The 19,350-nt window shown below is 67.3% G+C and carries 11 protein-coding genes; 8 read left to right on the forward strand and 3 right to left on the reverse strand.

Translation table 11 applies throughout. The annotated features are described in order from the left end of the window. Positions 1 to 11,034 (reverse strand): amino acid adenylation domain-containing protein, encoded by an 11,034-nt coding sequence (locus tag J4P02_RS18420; protein WP_426192796.1) that lies wholly within the window; start codon positions 11,032 to 11,034, stop codon positions 1 to 3. A gap of 174 nt (positions 11,035 to 11,208) precedes the next feature. Here J4P02_RS18420 and J4P02_RS18425 point away from each other — a divergent pair, with 174 nt between their 5' ends. Continuing rightward, positions 11,209 to 12,177, forward strand: coding sequence for a siderophore-interacting protein (locus J4P02_RS18425; protein WP_426192798.1), 969 nt, complete (start codon positions 11,209 to 11,211; stop codon positions 12,175 to 12,177). Positions 12,178 to 12,214: 37 nt separating this feature from the next. Here J4P02_RS18425 and J4P02_RS18430 read toward each other — a convergent pair whose 3' ends face one another. Then, positions 12,215 to 12,955: a thioesterase II family protein gene (locus tag J4P02_RS18430; RefSeq protein ID WP_426192800.1), complete on the reverse strand. Its 741-nt coding sequence runs from the start codon at positions 12,953 to 12,955 to the stop codon at positions 12,215 to 12,217. Between the two features lie 71 nt (positions 12,956 to 13,026). Beyond that, positions 13,027 to 14,199: an MFS transporter gene (locus tag J4P02_RS18435; protein WP_426192802.1), complete on the reverse strand. Its 1,173-nt coding sequence runs from the start codon at positions 14,197 to 14,199 to the stop codon at positions 13,027 to 13,029. A 135-nt stretch (positions 14,200 to 14,334) separates the two neighbouring features. Here J4P02_RS18435 and J4P02_RS18440 point away from each other — a divergent pair, with 135 nt between their 5' ends. From J4P02_RS18440 to J4P02_RS18470, 7 genes are all read left to right on the forward strand, one after another. Further along, positions 14,335 to 14,919 (forward strand): TetR/AcrR family transcriptional regulator, encoded by a 585-nt coding sequence (locus J4P02_RS18440; RefSeq protein ID WP_426192804.1) that lies wholly within the window; start codon positions 14,335 to 14,337, stop codon positions 14,917 to 14,919. 87 nt (positions 14,920 to 15,006) lie between these two features. Then, positions 15,007 to 15,375 (forward strand): VOC family protein, encoded by a 369-nt coding sequence (locus tag J4P02_RS18445; protein WP_426192806.1) that lies wholly within the window; start codon positions 15,007 to 15,009, stop codon positions 15,373 to 15,375. A gap of 56 nt (positions 15,376 to 15,431) precedes the next feature. Then, positions 15,432 to 15,893 carry a cysteine hydrolase family protein gene (locus J4P02_RS18450; protein WP_426192808.1) on the forward strand — a complete coding sequence of 154 codons (462 nt, stop codon included), beginning with the start codon at positions 15,432 to 15,434 and terminating at the stop codon, positions 15,891 to 15,893. An 81-nt stretch (positions 15,894 to 15,974) separates the two neighbouring features. After that, the gene (locus J4P02_RS18455) at positions 15,975 to 16,367 is read left to right on the forward strand and encodes a hypothetical protein (protein WP_426192810.1); all 393 of its coding nucleotides are present in this window, start codon (positions 15,975 to 15,977) and stop codon (positions 16,365 to 16,367) included. Positions 16,368 to 16,424: 57 nt separating this feature from the next. Continuing rightward, a complete protein-coding gene (locus J4P02_RS18460; RefSeq protein WP_426192812.1) occupies positions 16,425 to 17,330 on the forward strand; it encodes an alpha/beta fold hydrolase in 906 nt (301 codons plus the stop codon). Between the two features lie 77 nt (positions 17,331 to 17,407). After that, a complete protein-coding gene (locus tag J4P02_RS18465) occupies positions 17,408 to 17,881 on the forward strand; it encodes a hypothetical protein (RefSeq protein WP_426192814.1) in 474 nt (157 codons plus the stop codon). A 15-nt stretch (positions 17,882 to 17,896) separates the two neighbouring features. Beyond that, on the forward strand, positions 17,897 to 19,339 hold the full coding sequence (locus tag J4P02_RS18470) for a TIGR01777 family oxidoreductase (protein ID WP_426192816.1): 1,443 nt from the start codon (positions 17,897 to 17,899) through the stop codon (positions 19,337 to 19,339). Positions 19,340 to 19,350 lie beyond the last annotated feature (11 nt).

Here is a 19,350-nt window from a genome sequence, read left to right on the forward strand (position 1 = left end):
TCAAATCGCCTCTAGTTCGCTCAAGAATTCACGAAGATCATCAAAATCAGCCGCGCTGCCGGCGCGATAACCCGCCGCCACTTCGGCATAGGCACGCAACGACTCGGTCTGGAACAACTGCGCCAGCGGCACCTCCAGGCCCAGTTCGGCCTGGACCCGCGAGGTGATCTGGATCGCCAGCAGGGAATGCCCGCCCACTTCGAAGAAGTTGTCGTTCAACCCCACCCGCGGCAGGCGCAGGATCTCGGCCCAGATGGCCGCCAGCTGTTGCTCCAGCTCGCTTTGCGGCGCCTCGTAGGTTTGTTGCAGCTGGCTGGCATCCGGCTCCGGCAGGCCCTTGCGGTCGAGCTTGCCGTTGGGGGTCAGGGGCATCTGCGCCAGGAACATCAGGTGGCCGGGCACCATGTAGTCCGGCAGGCGGGCTTTCAGGGCTCGGCGCAAGGCTTCGCGGGCGCCGGCCTGGGCCGTGGTATCGCTGGCGACTGCCGGGTCCTGGGCCACCACATAAGCCACCAGTTGCTTGCCGGTGGCCCCGTCCTGGGCCACCACCACCGCTTCACGCACCGCTTCATGTTCACGCAGGCGCGCTTCGATCTCCCCCAGCTCGATACGGAAGCCGCGGATCTTCACTTGATGGTCGACCCGGCCCAGGTAGTCCACCACACCATCGGCGCGGCCGCGGGTCAGGTCGCCACTGCGGTACACCCGGGCGCCCGGGGCGCCGAAGGGGTCCGGCACAAAACGTTCGGCGGTCAGGGCCGGGCGCTCCAGGTAACCCCGGGCCACGCCCTCGCCTCCCAGGTACAACTCACCGGCCACGCCGATGGGTTGCAGGTTCAGTTGCGAGTCCAGTACGTAGCCGCTGCGGTTGCCCAGCAGGGTGCCGATTGGCATATACACCGCGCCACATGGATCGCCCGCACGGGCCTTCCACAGCAATGGAGTGACCACGGTTTCAGTCGGGCCGTAACCGTTGAACAGGTAAGTGGGGCGCAGCGCACGCCAGGCCAGGTCGTAGCTGGACTGGGCCACCGCATCGCCGCCGAAGCAGTAGACCCGCACCGCCGGTGGGTTACCGTCACGCTCGGCATGCTCCGCCAGCTGTTGCAGGTACACCGGCGGGAATACCCCGACAGTGACCCCGTGCCTATGCATCTGCGCGTAGGTGTACTCCGGCAGCCACAGGCTGTCGTCGCGGATCAGCACCCGAGCACCGTTGATCAGCGGGTGCATCCAGCCTTCATGGGAACCGTCGAAGGCGAAGGACATGAAATGCAGTTCGCAATCGGCTGCGGTCATTTCGTAGCGCTCGCCGGTGGCGATGATATGCGCCACCAGCGGGCCATGGGACACCGCCACGCCCTTGGGCATGCCGGTGGAGCCGGAGGTGTAGATCACATAGGCCAGGTTGTCGCCGTCCAGGGCCACTTGCGGCGCGCTATCGTCGTCGCCGGCCCAATCGCCTGTCCGATCCACCGCCAGGCTTTGCAGGCCTTGGGGAATCGGCAACTTGTGCGCCACTGCGCTATGGGTCAGCAGCAGTTTCGCGCGGCTGTCCTGCATCATGTACAGCAGGCGGTCTTCCGGGTACTCCACATCCAGCGGCACATACACGCCGCCGGCTTTGAGTACCGCGAGGAAGGCCACCATGATCTCGGCGCTGCGCGGCATGGCGATCGCCACCCGAACTTCCGGGCCCACGCCACGGGCGATCAGGGCCCGGGCCAGGCGGTTGGCACTGCGATCAAGCTCGCCATAAGTGAGCTTCTGGGTATCGAAGATCACCGCCACCGCCTCGGGGTTTTCCCGGGCACGGTCAGCCACCAGTTCATGCACCAGGCGCCCGGCCGGGAAGCCCGAAGCGTTGCGGTCCCAGAGCTGGAGAATCTGCTGGCGCTCGGTCTCGTCCAACAGGTTCAACTGGCCGATGCTCTGCTGTGGGTCGGCGACCATCGCCTGCAGCAGGTTCTGCCAGTGCCGGGCCATGCGCGCAATGGTTGCAGCGTCGAACAGGTCGGTGGCGTAGCTCAGGGAGGCGCGCAACTGATCCTGGGACTCTTCGATATCCAGGGTCAGGTCGAACTGCGCCACGCCTTCATCCCAGCTCACCGGGCTCATGTCCAGGTGCGGCAAGCGCTGCAGGTGACTGCCCGCCAGGCTGATGTGGTGGTTGAACACCACCTGGAACAACGGGCTCAGGCTCAGGCTGCGCTCGGGCTGCAGGGCTTCCACCAGCTGTTCGAAGGGCAGGTCCTGATGGGCCTGGGCTTCCAGGGCTCGCTGCCGTACCTGCGCCAGCAACTGAGCCACGCTCATCTGCCCGTCGATATCGACCTTGAGGACCTGGGTGTTGACGAAGAAGCCGATCAGGCGCTCGGTTTCCATGCGGTTGCGGTTGGCGATGGGCACCCCGACGCGGATGTCCTGCTGGCCGCTGTAGCGATGCAGCAAGGTCTGGTAGGACGCCAGCAACAGCATGAACAGGGTCACGCCCTGGGCCTGGGCCAGGGCCTTGAGGCCAGCCACCAGGGACGCCGGCAACGGCACATTCAGGCGCGCGCCACTGTGGCTGGGCAAGGCCGGGCGCGGATGGTCCAACGGCAGTTCCAGCACCGGCTGCTCGCCCCCCAGCTGGGTGCGCCAGTAGTCCAGTTGCCGGGCTTTTTCCCCGGCCTCCATCCAGCTGCGCTGCCAGGCGGCGTAATCGGCGTACTGGATCGCCAGGGCCGGCAGCTGCAGATCCTGGCCCTGGCTGTAGGCGGCATACAGCTGCACCAGTTCATCCACCATCACCTGCATCGACCAGCCATCGGAAACGATATGGTGCTGCACCAGTACCAGCACATGCTCGTCTTCGGCCAGGCGCAGCAGGCTGACCCGCATCAGCGGGCCCTGGCGCAGGTCGAAGGGCTGGTTGATCAGGGCTTGCACCCGGGCTTGCAGGTGCGCCTCGTCGGTGTCGGCCAGGGCCAGTTCGATGCGCGCCTGAGGATCGATCACCTGCAGCGTCAGTTCGCCCTCCTGCTGCAAATGGCTGCGCAGGCTTTCGTGGCGCGCCACCAGGCTGTCGAAGGCCCGTTGCAGGGCTGCCCGATCCAGCCGGCCCTTCAGGCGCAGGGCGCTGGGCACATGGTAGGCGGCGCTTTGCGGGTCCAGTTGCCAGAGGAACCACTGGCGTTCCTGGGCATAGGACAGCCGCAACGGCGCGCCGCGATCCAGCGCCAGCATGGCCGGTGCCGAGGCGCCGACCGCGCCCAGGGCACGGACGAAATCCCCCAGCAGCGGCTGTTCGAACAGGGTCCGCAGGCCGACCTCGACCCCCAGGCCATGGCGCACGCGGGAGACCATCTGGGTGGCCAGCAACGAGTGGCCGCCCATGTCGAAGAAGTGATCGTTGAGACCGACCCGCTCGGCACCCAGGACCTGGGCCCAGATGGCCGCCACTTGCTGCTCCACTTCGCTGACCGGGGCTATCCAGCTGGCCAGGGACTGGCTGGCATCCGGCTTGGGCAGCGCCGCCCGATCGAGCTTGCCATTGGGGCTCAGCGGCAGGTGCTCGAGGAACAGCAGATGGGCCGGCACCATGTAGTCCGGCAACTCCGCGCGCAGGCTGGCCTTGAGCTGTTCGCGCAAGGCGCCCTGCCCGGCTTCGTCCAGCGCCTGGCTGGCGACCACATAGCCCAGCAACTGGTTGTCGGCGGCGATCACCAGGGCCTCGCGGACGCTGGCCTGGGCCAGCAGGCGGGCTTCGATCTCCCCCAGTTCGATACGGAAACCACGCACCTTGACCTGATGGTCGATGCGCCCGACATACTCGATCACCCCATCGGCGCGATAGCGCGCCAGGTCGCCAGTGCGGTACAGACGCCCTGGGCCATCCACAGCGAAAGGATCGGGAATGAACCGCTCGGCGGTCAGTTCGGGACGCTGGAAGTAGCCGCGGGCCAGCAGCGGCCCGCCAATCACCAGTTCCCCGGCCACACCCAGCGGCACCGGGTTGAGGTTGGCGTCCAGCAGATAGATGGCGCGACCCTGCAGCGCCCGGCCGATGGGCATCATCGCCGGCAATGCGTGGCGACCCTCGACATAATCGGCGCAATCCAGGGCGGTGGCGCTCACCGTGGTTTCGGTCGGGCCATAGGTATTGAGCAGGCGCACATGGCCCAGGCCGGCTGCGCGCCAGGCGTTGAGGCCTTCCGGCGGCATGGCTTCGCCACCGATGTGCACCTGGCGCAGGCGGCCATAGTCACGCGGGCCACGGTCGGCAAAATCGCGCACCAGCAAGTACCAGTAGGCCGTGGTCAGGTCGGCCACCGAAATCTCGTGCTCGATCAATTGCTGATAGAAGGTGTCGCTGTCCCACAGCTCGCCGCCCCGCACCACCACCCCGGCGCCACAGCACAGGGCCGGGTACAGCTGCTCGACGAAACCGTCGAAGTTGAAGGTGCCGAACTGCAACGCCCGGTCATCGGCCTTGAGCTCGAACAGTTCGATAATCACTTCCACATGCCGCGCCAGGGACCCGCGGTCGATGCCCACGCCCTTGGGCCGGCCGGTGGAACCCGAGGTGAACATCACATAGGCCAGGTTGCCCGGCTGCGCCCGCGGCGCCGGGTTCTGCACGCTGTAGTCGGCCAGCCACTGCGGGCCCGACTCCAGGCAGACCAGGGTCAGCTCGCGGCTGATCGGCAGTTGCTCCAGCAGCGCCTGCTGGGTCAGCAGCAGTTGCAGGCCACTGTCCTCGATCATGCATTGCAGGCGCTCGCGGGGGTATTGCGGGTCCAGCGGCACATAGGCGCCGCCGGCCTTGAGCACCGCCAGCAGGCCAACGATCATTTCCAGCGAGCGGTCCACGGCGACGCCCACCAGGGTGTCGGTGCCCACCCCCAGTTCGATCAGGCGATGGGCCAGGCGGTTGGCTCGCAGGTTGAGTTCGGCGTAGCTCAAGCGCTGCTGATCGAGGATCAGGGCAAGGTTGTCCGGGTGCAGCGCCGCTTGCTGTTCGAAACGCTGCAGCACGCAGGCCTGGGCCGGCTGCCCAGCATGGGCCGGGTTCCAGTCCCGCAGCAGGCGCTGCTGTTCGTGTGGCAGCAACAGCGGCAAGGCACCCACGGCCTGCTCGGGCGCTTCGACGAAACGCTGCAGCAGGGCCTGCAGGTAAGCCGCCAGGCCCTGCACGGTTTGGTCGGCGAATTCGGCCTGGAGGTATTCCAGGTGCAGGCTCAGGCGTTGCCCGCCATGCACCGTCAGGGTCAAGGGGTAGTTGGTGCGTTCCTGGCTCTGTACCGCGCTGAAGCGCAGGCCATGCGGCGAAGATTGCTCCAGGCTCTTGGCCACCGGGAAGTTCTCGAACACCACCAGGGTGTCGAACAGGGCTTCACCGGCAGAGCCGGCCCAGCGCTGGATATCGAACAGCGGGGTGTGTTCGTGCTCGCGCATTTCCAGGTTCTGCGCCTGCACCTCACGCACCCAGTCAGCCACGCTCTGGGCCGGGTGGGCAGAGGCAATCAGCGGCAGGGTATTGATGAACAGACCGACCTGCTGTTCGACATCCGCAAGGTCCGCCGGACGCCCCGAGACCGTGACCCCGCAAGCGACGCTGGACTGGCCGGTGTAGCGTTGCAGCAACAGCAGCCAGGCCGATTGCACCAGGGTATTGAGGGTGACCTGATGGGCCCGGGCAAAGTGGTTCAGGCGCGCGGTTTGCGCCTCGTCCAGCTCGCACAGCAGTTCGCCGTACTCACCGGGCGCCGGCAGCGGCGCCTTGGCCACGCTGCGGGCCAGATGGCAAGGCTGGTCCAACTGCGCAAGACGCTGGCGCCAGAAGGTTTCGCCCAGGGCCGGGTCTTGCTGTTGCAGCCAGGCGATGTGCTGGGAGAAGCCTGCACCCACGGGCGGCAACGGCTGGCCTTTGCACAACTGCAACACTTCGTTGAGCACCAGGGCGTTGCTCCAGCCATCCATCAGGATGTGGTGGCTGGTGTACAGCAGGTGCCAGCGATCCTCGGCGGTGCGCACCAGCACCACCCGCAGCAATGGCGGACGGGCCAGCTCGAAGCCCTGCCGATGCTGTTCCGCCGCCAGGGCATCCAGGGCCGCGTCGAGGTCCTGGCGTTCGCGCCAGTCGTACTGGATAAACGGCAGGCCGGCCTGACGGTAGACCACTTGCAGCGCCTGGCCCTGATCGTCCTGCCAGACAAAGCCGGTGCGCAGCATGTCATGCCGGGCCAGCACCTGCTCCCAGGCTGCCTGGAAGCGCGCCACGTCCAGGCCCTGCACATCGGCCCGCAACTGGCTGACATAGACGTCGTCCTGGCCCTGCTGGTAGAGGCTGTGGAACAGCATGCCCTGCTGCATCGGCGAGAGTGGGTAGAGGTCCTGCACTTCGCGCGATGGCAGGGCCAGATCGTCCAGTTGCGCCTGGCTCAACTGGGCCAGGGTCACATCGGACGGGGTCAATGCGCCCTGCTGCGGGTCGAGGCAGTGCTCGATCAGCCCCAGCAGTTCCTCGCGGTAAGTGTCCACCAGGTGCTGGATGGTCGCGGGCTCGTACATCTCGCGACTGAAGCCCCAGCTCAGGCTCAGCTCGCCACCGTAGACCTGCCCCTCGATCACCAGCCAGTTGGCCAGCGGCGCGTGTGGGTCCTGGGTCTGCCCGGCCTTCTCGGTGGCCGGCAGCAGCAGTGCCTGGGCATCGAACTGGCGGTCGAACTGCCCCAGGTAGTTGAAGGTGACCCGGGGCTGCGCCAGTTGCGCCATGGCCGCGCGGCTGGCGTCGTCGCCCAGGTAGCGCAGCAGGCCGAAGCCCAGGCCCTTGTCCGGCACCCCGCGCAGTTGTTCCTTGATCGCCTTGAGCGCCGCGCCGAGCTCGCCGGCGCCACGCAGGTAGACCGGGAACAGGCTGGTGAACCAGCCGACGCTGCGACCGAGGTCCAGGTCGCTGCCCAGGCTCTCGCGGCCATGGCCTTCGAGCTGCACCAGGCTGCCCTCGGCGCCGGTCCAGCGGCCCAGGGTACGGGCCAGGGCGGTCAGCAACAGGTCGTTGATCTGGGTGCGATAGGCCCCAGGAGCCTGCTGCAGCAGTTGCGCGGTGCGCTGGGCATCCAGGGTCAGGGTAATTTTCTGTTCATGGCGGTTCTCCAGGGCCGCCCCGGGGTGATCCACCGGCAGCTCAGCCAGCTGCTGCGGAATCTGTGCCTGCCAGTAATCCAGCTCGGCGCTGCGGCTCTGTGCGGCCTGTTGCAGGTGCGCGGACCAGGCCTGATAGGAACTGCTGCGTGGCGCCAGCGCCAGCTCAGGCTGGGTATAGAGCTGTTGCAGGTCCTCCAACAGCACCCGCCAGGACACGCCGTCCACCGCCCAGTGGTGGATCACCAGCAACAGCCGCTGGCTGCCGTCGGCAAGCTCGACCAGCATGGCGCGCAACAGCGGCCCCTGTTCCAGGTCGAGGCTGCGCTGGGCGGCTTCGCACTGCTCGGCCAACTGCTCGGCGCTGGCGGCCCTGCGCTGCCACAGCAAATCGCCGGCATCGATGGCGTAGGCCTGCTGCCAACCGTCCGCCCCCTTATGCACCCGCAGGCGCAGGGCATCGTGGTGCGCCACCAGGCGCGTCAGGGCCTGGGCCAGACGCTCGGCCTCCAGGGGCTGGCGCGCCTGCAACAGCAGCGACTGGTTCCAGTGATGCCGCTGGGGCACCGCCTGCTGCATAAACCAGTGCTGCACCGGGGTCAGGGCCACCGCACCCTGGGCCGGGCCGCTGTCCACCGGGCCGGCTGCCACAGGCTTGGCCGCCTGGGCCAGGCTGCGCAGGGTTTGATGCTGGAACAGGTCCCGCGGGCTGAGCAGCAGGCCGGCCAGGCGCGCACGGCTGACCACCTGGATGGAAATGATCGAGTCACCGCCCAGGGCGAAGAAGTTGTCGTCCAGGCCCACCTGCTCCACCGCCAGCACCGCACGCCAGATCTCTGCCAGGGTCTGCTCGACCCCTTCGCGCGGCGCGCTGTAGGGCGCTTGCTGCACCTCGCCGACCTGGCTCAGCAGGGCCTTGCGATCCAGCTTGCCGTTGGGCGTCAGCGGCATGCTTTCCAGGGGCACCCACTGCGCCGGTACCATGTAGTCCGGCAGGCTGCGGCCCAGATGGGCCATCAGGGCCGCGCGCCAATCCGCGGCAGGTTCCTGCAACACCAGGTAGGCCACCAGTTGCTTGCCATCCACCACCAGCACCGTGGCTTCGCGTACCTGCGGATGTTCCAGCAGGCGCGTCTCGATCTCCCCCAGCTCGATGCGCAGGCCCCGCAGCTTGACCTGATGGTCGAGGCGGCCGAGGTATTCGATCACCCCGTCGGCACGCTGGCGCACCCGGTCGCCGGTGCGGTACAGGCGCGCGCCGTCGTGGAAGGGGCACGGCACAAAACGCTCGGCGGTCAGCGCCGCCCGCCGGTGATAGCTGCGGGCCAGGCCGGCGCCGCCCAGGTACAGCTCGCCGGCCACCCCGGCCGGCACCGGCAACAGTTGGGCGTCGAGCACATGGGTACGCAGGTTGGCGATGGGACGGCCAATCGGCACGCTGTCGGCGCCTTCATCGACACAGGTCCAATGAGTGACGTCGATCGCCGCCTCGGTCGGCCCATAGAGGTTGTACAACCCGGCTTGGGGCAATTGGGCGAACACCTGCTGCTGGGCATCCAGGGGCAAGGCTTCGCCGCTGCAGACGATGCGCTTGAGGCTGCTGCAGGTGGATACGCCGCTGTCGCGGATAAAGGCCTGGAGCATCGACGGCACAAAGTGCAGGGTGCTGACCTGCTGTTCGGTGATGGTGCGGATCAACTGCTGCGGCTCGCGATGCGCCCCCGGGGCGGCCACCACCAGGCGTGCGCCGGTCATCAGCGGCCAGAAGAATTCCCACACCGAGACATCGAAGCTGAAGGGGGTTTTCTGCAGCACCGCGTCGCTGGCGTCCAGGCCATAGGCCTGTTGCATCCATTGCAGGCGGTTGACCAGCGCCGCGTGGCTGTTGCCGGCGCCCTTGGGCTTGCCGGTGGAACCCGAGGTGTAGATCACGTAGGCCAGGTTCAGCGGCGCCACCGGCGATTCCAGTGGCGCCGGGCTGTAGGCGTCGAGCCAGTCCGGCTGCTGGTCCAGGCTGATCACCCGCACGGCCTCGACCGGCAGCAGGGGCAGCAGTGAGCCCTGGCTCAGCAGCAGGTCGATGCCGCTGTCCTCGATCATGTAGGCCAGGCGCTCCAGCGGGTATTCCGGGTCCAGCGGCACATAGGCGCCGCCGGCCTTGTGGATCGCCAGCAGGCCCACGACCATTTCGATCGAACGCTCGATGCAGATACCCACCAGCACATCGGCGCCCACCCCCTGCTCGCGCAGCAGGCGCGCCAGGCGGTTGGCCCGGGCGTCCAGCTGGGCATAACTCAGTTGCTGCTCAGCAAATACCAGGGCGCAGGCCTCGGGGGTGCGCCGGGCCTGGGCCTCGATCATCTGATGCATGCACTGCCCGGTGGGGTAAGCCTCCTCGGTGGCGTTCCACTGGTGTACCAGGGTTTGCTGTTCGTCGGCATCGAGCAGCGGTAGCTCGCCAATGCGTTGCTCGGCATCGGCCAGCATGCCCTGCAATAGGCGGGTCCAGTGGTGCGCCATGCGCTCGATGCTGGCGGCGTCGAACAGGTCCTCGGCATAGGTCAGGGCGGCGTGCAGCTTGCCGGCCTTCTCGTAGGTGTCCAGGGTCAGGTCGAACTGGGTGGTGCGGCTCTGCCATTGCACCAGCCCCAGCTCCAGCCCCGAGGCGGTCTGCACGCTGGCGATATCCGCCACCTGCGGCTGGTGGTTGTACATCACCTGGAACAGCGGCGTATGGCTCAGGCTGCGCTCCAGCTTGAAGGCTTCCACCAGTTGCTCGAACGGCAGGTCCTGGTGGGCCTGGGCGCCCAGCGCGGCTTCCTTGACCGCTTGCAGCAACTGGCTGACGCGCATCTGGCCATCGAGCTCGGTGCGCAGTACCTGGGTGTTGACGAAGAAGCCGATCAGGCCTTCGACCTCGGCGCGGTTGCGGTTGGCGATGGGCACGCCAACGCGGATATCCCCCTGGCCGGTATAGCGGTGCAGCAGCACATTGAAGGCGCCGAGCAAGAGCATGAACAGGGTGACATTGTGCTGCTTGGCCAGGGCCCGCAGCTGCTCGGCCAATTCCGGGGCCACGGCGAACTCATGACGGCGGCCACGGTAGCTGGGCACCAGCGGGCGCGGACGGTCGGTGGGCAATTCCAGCAGCGGATGCTCGTGACCCAGGCGTGCCTGCCAGTACTCCAGCTGCCGCGCCTGCTCACCCGCCTCCAGCCAGCGCCGCTGCCACAGGGCGTAGTCGCTGTACTGGATCGGCAGCGCTGGCAGTTGCGGTTGCTCGCCGCGTTCGAAGGCGTCGTAGCAACGGATGAATTCGTCGATCAGCACATTCATCGACCAGCCATCGGAAACGATATGGTGCAGGGTCAGCAGCAGCACGTGCTCCTCGGCCGCCAGGCGGATCAGCTTGACCCGCAGCAGCGGGCCCGTGCCCAGGTCGAAAGGCAGCAGCGATTGGCGCTGGGCCTCGGCGGCCACCGCCTGCTCATGCTCCTCTGGGGCCGCAGCACTCAGGTCCAGCAGCTCCACCGGCACGGCAATCTCCGCCGGGGCCTGTTGCAGACGATCATCGGCATGGCGCTCGAAGCGCGTGCGCAGGGTTTCATGGCGGGCCACCAGGCAGGCGAAGGCTTGCTCCAGCGCAGCGCGGTTCAGCTCACCCTTGAGGCGCACCGCACCCGGCAGGTTGTAGGCGCCGCTCTGTGGGTCCAGTTGCCAGAGAAACCACATGCGGCGCTGGGCATAGGACAGCTCGTGGCGGTCCTCGACGGCCACATCGGCAGGAATGGGAAACAGCGAAAAGTCGATATTTTCTGCCCGCAGGCCATCGAGAAACAGCCGGCGCTTTTCCAGCGGCAGCTCGATAAAACGGCGAGCAAGTTTCAGGGACTTTTCAGCGTTCATCTGGGTTCATCCGTACATGTTGGGTATCGAGCGATGGCTCGGCTATCCCTACGAAACGGATGGGCCTGGGGAAAAATTAACCGTGCGTCCCGGCGGCGAATCGGCCCCGCGGCGCTAAATTACCCGGCGGGCGACTCGTCAAATCAGGACCTTCTCCTTAATAAGGTCGCGACCATGTCCACAGCCACTTCCCTGGCCAGTTCCCTGGCAAACGGCTTGCGCAAGCTGGTAGGCGCCGGCGCCCAGGCACCCAAGGGCTACCGGGTGATCAATGTCGAGCTCAAGCAGCGCATCGATCTCAGTCCATCCCTGGTGCGCCTGGTGTTCGCCGGCGAAGACATCGCCCAGGCCCGCACCCTGGCCCCGGACCAGCGCATCAAGCTGCTGTTCCCCGGGGCCGACGGCAGCCTGCCGCAACTGCCGGCGGAGGGCGACTGGCATGCCGCGCGGCGCCAGCTGCCGGCCGCGCAACAGCCACCGATGCGCACCTACACCATCCGCGCCCTGCGCCTGCAACCGGCGGAGCTGGATGTGGACTTTGTGCTGCACGGGGTCAACGGCCCGGCCTCCAGTTGGGCCACCCACGCCCAGCCCGGCGACCGCCTGCAGATGGTGGTGCCGAACAAGGCCTTCAGCGGCGACCCCGGCGGTTATGAATGGCAGCCGCCGGCCGGCATCCGCAAGGTGCTGCTGATGGGCGACGAAACCGCCCTGCCGGCCATCGCCGGGATTCTCGAGGAGCTGCAGGAATACCCGGACCCTCCAGATGTGCAGGTGTTTATCGAGGTGCCCCACGAAAGCGACTGCATCGAGCTGCGCTGCCATCCGCAGACCCGGGTCAACTGGCTGCCACGGGACCTGCTTGGCGCGCGTCACGGGGAAACCCTGATCCACGCCGCCCGCGAGCTGGCCGAACTGCCCCCGGCCAGCAGCACCCGGCGGCCGGTCAAGGTGTCGGCCAATGACCTGCAACAGCGCCCCTGGGAAACCGCAGAACCTGCGGACAACCATTTCTATGCCTGGGTTGCCGGCGAGTCGGCGACGGTGATGAGCATCCGCCGTCACCTGATCAACGAACGCGGCCAGGAACGGCGCAACCTGACCCTGATGGGTTACTGGCGCCTGGGCATGTCCCTGGGCTGAATCGGCCAGCAAGCGCTGGCGCCTGTTGCGCCAGCGGTTATGAAGCGACCGCCGCCCCTTGCAGATGACGCCGCAGCGGCGCTTCGAGGTGGCCCTTGATCAGGCTCAGCACCTTGGCCTCGTGCTCGTGGATAAAGAAGTGCCCGCCGGCCAGCATGTCCACCGAGAAGCTGCCGCCGGTTTCCCGGCTCCAGCCAATCAGCTGTTCGCTGGTGGCGCGGTCGTCCTTGCCCCCCAGCACGTGTACCGGGCAATTCAGCAGCGGGCGCTGCAAGGGCCGGAAGCGCCCGCAGAGCAGGAAATCGGCGCGCAGGATCGGCAGGGTCAGGCTCATCAGTTCCTGATTGGCCAGCACCTCTTCGCTGGTGCCATTGAGGGTGCGCAGTTGCTCGATCAGCTGGGCATCGGTCTTGGGCTCGGCAAAGCCCCGGTCGTATTCGCTGCGCAGGGTGGGCGCCGCGGTGCCCGAGGCAAACAGCGCCACCGGCTCCGGGCAACCCAGGGCGCGCAGGGCGTGGGCCAGCTCGCAGGCCAGCAAGGCCCCCAGGCTGTGGCCGAACAGGGCGTAAGGCGTGCGCAGGGTGGCGCGCACTTCCAGTGCCAGCTGCCGCGCCAGTTCGCGCATATCGGTGTGCAGCGGCTCGGCGAAACGCGCGCCACGCCCGGGCAGCTCCACCGGCTGCAGGTGCAGCCACTGCGGCAGTTTGCGCCGCCAGCGGCTGTAGACCATGGCACTGGCGCCGGAGTACGGCAGGCACAGCAGGTTCAACTGGGTCATGGTTTTTCCCTCGACAAATGATCTGTTAAGGGAACGCGGCATCGGCCGGACAAATTAGTCCCGTGGTCGCTTCAGCGCAGGCGCCGGTAACTCTGCAACGCCGCCCCCAGCACCACCGCGCCACCGGCCAGGGCCAGCCAGAAACCGCTGCGGGCACCGAATTGATCCACCAGCAAGCCGGAACCGGCGGCCCCCAGGGCCACGCCGATACTCAGGCCGGTGATCAGCCAGGTCAGGCCCTCGGTGAGCTTGGCCGAGGGCACGATGCGTTCCACCAGGGCCATGGCGACGATCAGGGTCGGGGAGAAAAACAGCCCGGCCACGAACACCGCCAGGGACAGGCCGAGGATGTTGCTGGCCAGCAGCAACGGCAAGGTGGCGACGGCGGTGGCAATACCGCCGTACATAAACAGGCGCGGCAAGGGCGTGGCCAGTTTCAGCGCGCCGAAGGCGATGCCCGCCAGGCACGAGCCGATGGCGTACACCGAGAGCACGATGCTCGCCGCCGCCGGCTGGCCCTGCTGCTGGGCGAAGGCCACGCTGACCACATCCACCACCCCGACAATGGTGCCCATGGCGGTCATCAACAGCATCAGCAGGCGAATTTCCCCGGAACGGATGATCGAACCCGAGTGCCCGTCTTCCTGGGCATGCACCGGCGGTTCGGTGGATTTCTGCAGCACCAGCAGGCCCACCCCGAGAATCAGCAGCAACAACGCCAGGGCCGGCCCGGCCTCGGGGAACAGGCCCACGCACAGGCCCACCGACAAGGGCGGGCCGATGATGAAACAGACTTCGTCGAGCACCGACTCCAGGGCATAGGCGGTCTGCAACTGGGGCTGGCCGCGGTAGAGCTCGGTCCAGCGGGCCCGCACCATCGCCGACATGCTGGGCATGCAGCCGGCCAGGGCGGCGCACAGGTAGAGGCTCCAGAACGGCGCCTGGAATCGCGTGCACAACAGCAGCGCCAGCAACGCCCCGCCGCCCAGGCCCGCAGCCAGGGGCAGCACCCGGCCCTGGCCGTAACGGTCCACCAGGCGCGACACCTGGGGTGCGCAAAAAGCCGTGGCCAGGGCGAAGGTGGCCGCCACCGAACCGGCCAGGGCATAACCGCCATGCACTTGCGCGAGCATGGTGATCAGGCCGATGCCGGTCATGGAGATCGGCATGCGCGCGATCATTCCAGCCAGGACAAAGGCCAGGCTGCCGGGGGCATGGAACAATTCGCGGTAGGGGTTTGCCATCTGCTACGACTCCTTGGGGGCTGCAACTTGCCATAAAGCGGCACTGCGAGAGAAATACATACGCCACGTATGTGAAAAATCATGAGAACATACGCCGCGTATGTCAACCCATCCCCTGTTTGGAGAGTGGTACTCATGAGCAGCCGCCCCCGCGCCGAGATGATCGAGGAAACCCGCGCCAAGCTGATCGCCAGCGCGCGCCAGGCCTTTGCCCGGCTGGGCTACGCCAAGACCTCGATGGACGACCTGACCGCCGAGGCCGGCCTGACCCGGGGTGCGCTGTATCACCATTTCGGTGACAAGCAGGGGCTGCTGGCGGCGGTGGTGGAGCAGATTGATACCGAGATGGATGGGCGCCTGGATGCCATCTCGGCACAGGTGGGCGACAGCTGGGAGGGGTTTGTCCAGCGCTGCCGGGCTTACCTGCAGATGGCCCAGGAGCCGGAGATCCGGCGCATCGTCCTGCAGGATGCGCGAGCCGTGCTGGGGCAGCGCCTGCCGGCCCAGGAGCATTGCATCGAGTCCCTCGAACGGCGCTTGCAGGCCCTGGCCGAGGCCGGGTTGATCAGCGCCGCGGGCGGCCCGGCCCTGGCGCGCCTGATCAACGGCAGCCTGGTGGAGGCGGCGCTGTGGATCGCCGCCGCCGAACAACCCGAACCGCACCTGGAACAGGCCCTGGCAGCGCTGGAACTGTTGCTGCGCGGGCTGCGCCAGGCTTGAAGACCTGCCGCCAGGCTGCTGCCACCCATGGGCCCGCTCCGCAGAGAGCTGGGCCCTTCCCTGACCCACCGCAATGGAATTTGCCCCATGCCCGACTCGCCGATCATTGCCGTGATGATCCACGCCGCCGACTGGCGCGCCGCCACCGACTGGTACGCCCAGGCCTTCCCCCTGGCCCGCCGGGTGCGCCATGAACCCGATGATTTCGGCCATTTGCAACTGGATGGCCTGGCCCTGGAAATCGTCCAGAGCGATGCCAAGGTGAGCCAGGGCCCGGCCGGCACTGTGGTGTATTGGCGCGTGGCCGACCTGCACGGCGAGCTGCAGCGCCTGACCGAACTGGGCGGCCGCCTGTATCGCGGACCGATGACCATCGAAGGTGGCGAATGGATCTGCCAGGTGCAGGACCCCTGGGGCAACTGCATCGGCCTGCGCCAGCCGGCGGCGCTCGCCTGAGCGGAGTTTTGTCGGCACACTGACGGGCTTTTCGCCCCTGCCCCAAGGAGAAATGCATGAACCAGGTGCTGCTGGTGATCGACGTGCAACCCTGCTTCAACCCACCCCAGTGGCTGGTGGATGGCATCAACCGCCTGCTGGGGCGCCTGCCTTCGGTGGCCACGGTGGAACGCCATGATGAAAGCCGCACGCCCTTCGCTCGTCAGCTGGGCTGGCAACCGGCGGCGGATGATCAGAGCCTGGTGGCCGCCGACCACATCTTTATCAAGCACGGCTACGGGCCAACGCCGGAGCTGCTCGAACACCTGAGAAACCTCAATCCCCAGCGGGTGCTGGTGTGCGGCATCCAGACCGACACCTGCGTGCTGGCCGCGGGTTTTGCCCTGTTCGATGCCGGCCTGCAACCGACCCTGATCACCGACCTGACCGTGGGCTCTTCCCTGGACCGCAGCGGCGGCCTGGGCATCGACCTGTGGCGCCATCATTTCAAGCACCTGATCCACAGCAGCGAACTGTAGAAGCCGGCTTGCCGGCGAAGGCCATCTGGCAGGCGACACAGCGCTAGAATCCGCACCTCGCCCTCCCCACAAGGAACTCCCATGAGCCTGGACCTGCACCTTGAAGCCGATCAGCACCTGACGACGGCACTGCTCGGTCGTTTGCTGGAAAACCTGCCGAGAACCGAGCAGGCCAACGTGCCCGGCGGCATCCAGGCGACGTTCCCGTCCGGCCTGAGCCTGCGCTGCGAAGACTCGCAACTGCAGCCCGAAATCTATGCCGAAGACCGCAAGGGCTGTGACTTCAGCGTCGGCCTGCGTTGCTATCTGCGCATCAAAGGCCCCGAACCCGAGGGCCACAGCGCCCTGGATGAAATTCGCTGGCTGCTGGAAAACATCGCCCAGAGCTGCGAGGCGCTGTTCATCCTCTCGTTCCAATACGAAGCCACCCTTTACTGGCGCGATGCCAACGGCCTGCACTGTGCCGATGACTGAGGCAGACCGGCGGTTTTTGCGCTAGGTTTTCCCGATTGCGCCTACCCCGGAGCCGCCATGTTCAGCACCCCATCCCTGCACCAGATCGGCACCCCCCGCCTGCATATTGCTTACGAGGAACACGGCCCGCAGGGCGGCGAGCCGGTGATCCTGCTGCATGGCTTTCCCTACGACACCCGGGCCTATGACGAGATCGCCCCGCCCCTGGCCAAGCGCGGCTACCGGGTGCTGGTGCCCTACCTGCGCGGCTATGGCCCAACCCGTTTTGCCCATCCGCGCATCATGCGCTCCGGGCAGCAGGCGGCCCTGGCCCAGGACCTGCTGGACTTCATGGACGCCCTGCAACTGCCCCGCGCCACCCTGGCCGGCTACGACTGGGGCGGACGCGCCGCGTGCATAGTCGCGGCGCTGTGGCCGCAGCGGGTCAAGGCGCTGATGAGCGCCGACGGCTACAACATCCAGGACATTGCCCGGGCCGGTGAACCGCGGGCACCAGAAACCGAATACCGCCTGTGGTACCAGTACTACTTCAACACCCCGCGCGGCGTGGATGGCCTGACGGCCAATCGCCGGGAGCTCTGCGAACTGCTGTGGCGCCTGTGGTCGCCCACCTGGCAGCGGGGCCCCGAGCTCTATGGCCTGAGCGCGCCGTCGTTCGACAACCCGGACTTTGTCGAGGTGGTGATCCACTCCTACCGCCATCGCTTCGGTTATGCCCCCGGCGACCCAGATCTGGAAAGCATCGAGCGGGCGCTGGTGGCACAACCGCCGATCCAGGTGCCGACCATCGCCCTGTGCGGCGCCGACGATGGCGTGGGCCCGGCCACCGAGCCGGACCCGGATGTCGGCCTGTTCAGTGGCCCCTATCAGCGGCGGATTCTTCCCGGGGTGGGTCATAACCTGCCCCAGGAAGCCCCCCAGGCGACCCTCGATGCCCTGCTGGAGTTGCTCGACCGCCCTTGAGATTGACCACCGGCGCACGCCATGGGGCGGAAAAAATCGGTACACTTCGCGGCCTCGACACCCCCACAGGACATGGAATGTTATCCGCCGCATCCCCTCCCCGACCTGGCCTGCGCCGGGCCCTGGTGCTCTGGCTGTACGCCGCCGGCGCCGGCCACCTGCTGGCCGGCCTGCTGCTGACCTGGGCCGGCCATAGCGGCCTGCTCGACGACTACCTCGGCAACATCGAACAGGCTTTCTGGGGCGCCGCCGCACCGGCAGCGGCCCGGGCCCAGCAGATCTGGTGGCTGGGGCTGTTCGGCGCCACCCTGCAAAGCTATGCCCTGTACCTGCTGGGCCTGGTGCACCTGGGCCATCGCCTGCGCGCGCCGGCGGCCTGGGCCTGGCTGATGGCCGGAATCCTGCTGTGGGCGCCCCAGGACATGTGGTTGTCCTGGCAGATGGGCATGCTCGCCCACCTGTGGATCGACAGCTTCGCCCTGCTGGTGCTGCTGCCTCCCCTGTTGTGGCTGTATCGCCACGACCGCCGTCACCCCCGTCTTCTTTCGTAAAAGGACTTCACCATCGTGGCTGATTTGCCAATCCTGCAATGGGCCATCGCCCTGCTGCTGGCCCAGGGCGTGCTCGGCGCCCTCGACACCCTCTACCATCACGAACTCACCGTAGCCCTGCCGCAACGCCACAGCGCGCGCAAGGAACTGAGCATCCACGCCCTGCGCTCGTGCTTCTACGGCGTGCTGTTCATGGGCATCGCCCACCTGGCGTTCCAGGGCATCTGGGCCCTGGTGATCGCCGTGCTGTTCGCCCTGGAAATCTGCCTGACCCTGTGGGACTTCGTGGTCGAGGACCGCAGCCGCAAGCTGCCGGCCATCGAGCGCATCATGCACACCGTGCTGGCGATCAATGCCGGGGCCTTCTTCGCCCTGTACGGCCTGCAACTGCTGGAATGGTCGCGCCTGCCCAGTGCCTTGAGCCCCATTGACCTGGGCTGGCAGGGCTGGGCCCTGAGCCTGTTCGCCGTGGGCGTCAGCGCCTCGGGGATTCGCGACGGCCTGGCCGCCTGGCGCCTGCAACGCCAGGGCCAGAGCGCCAACCCCTTTGCCGGTGGCAGCGGCAAGCGGGTGCTGGTGACCGGTGGCACCGGCTTTATCGGTGAGACCCTGGTCAACCAACTGCTGGATGCCGGCCACACCGTCAGCGTGCTGGCCCGCGATCCGCTGCGCGCCGCCTACCTGTTCGACGGCCGCGCGCGCTGCCTGCGCTCCCTGGACAAGCTGGGGCATGGCGAAATCTTCGACGTGATCATCAACCTGGCCGGCGCACCGGTGGCCGGGCCGCGCTGGTCGGCCAAGCGCCAGGCACAATTGCTGGCCAGCCGGGTGGGCACCACCGAAGCCCTGCTGAACTGGCTGCAGCATGCCCAGCACAAGCCGCAACTGTGGATCCAGGCCTCGGCCATCGGCTACTACGGGGTGCGCGACGCCAGCCAGAGCCTGGATGAAAACGCCGAGCGCGGTGAAGGCTTCATGGCCGACCTGTGTGCCCGCTGGGAATCCTCGGCGGAGCCGGCCACGCGCTTTGGCGTGCGCCAGGTGGTGCTGCGCCTCGGCATAGTGTTCGGTCCCGGGGGCGCCCTGAAACCGCTGCTGATGCCCTTCCACTTCGGTTTTGGCGGACGCATGGGCGATGGCCAGCAGATCATGAGCTGGGTGCACCGTGACGATGTCTTGCAGGTGATGGCCCGGGCCATCAACGACAGCTCCCTTTCCGGCACCTACAACCTGGTGGCGCCGGAAGCGGTGAGCCAGGGCACCTTCGCCGCCACCGCCGGCAAGCTGCTCAAGCGCCCGGTGTGGCTGCATGTGCCGGCGGCGCCAGTGCGCGCCCTGGCCGGGGAGATGGCCGAGCTGTTCTTCGACGGGCAGAAGGTGGTGCCGGCGCGCCTGTTGCAGGCCGGCTACCGCTTCCGCTACCCGACCCTGGAAGCCGCCCTGCGCGACCTGACCTGAACCGAGGAATG

Source organism: Pseudomonas sp. NFXW11, from assembly GCF_049887815.1.
Classification (GTDB): Bacteria; Pseudomonadota; Gammaproteobacteria; order Pseudomonadales; family Pseudomonadaceae; genus Aquipseudomonas.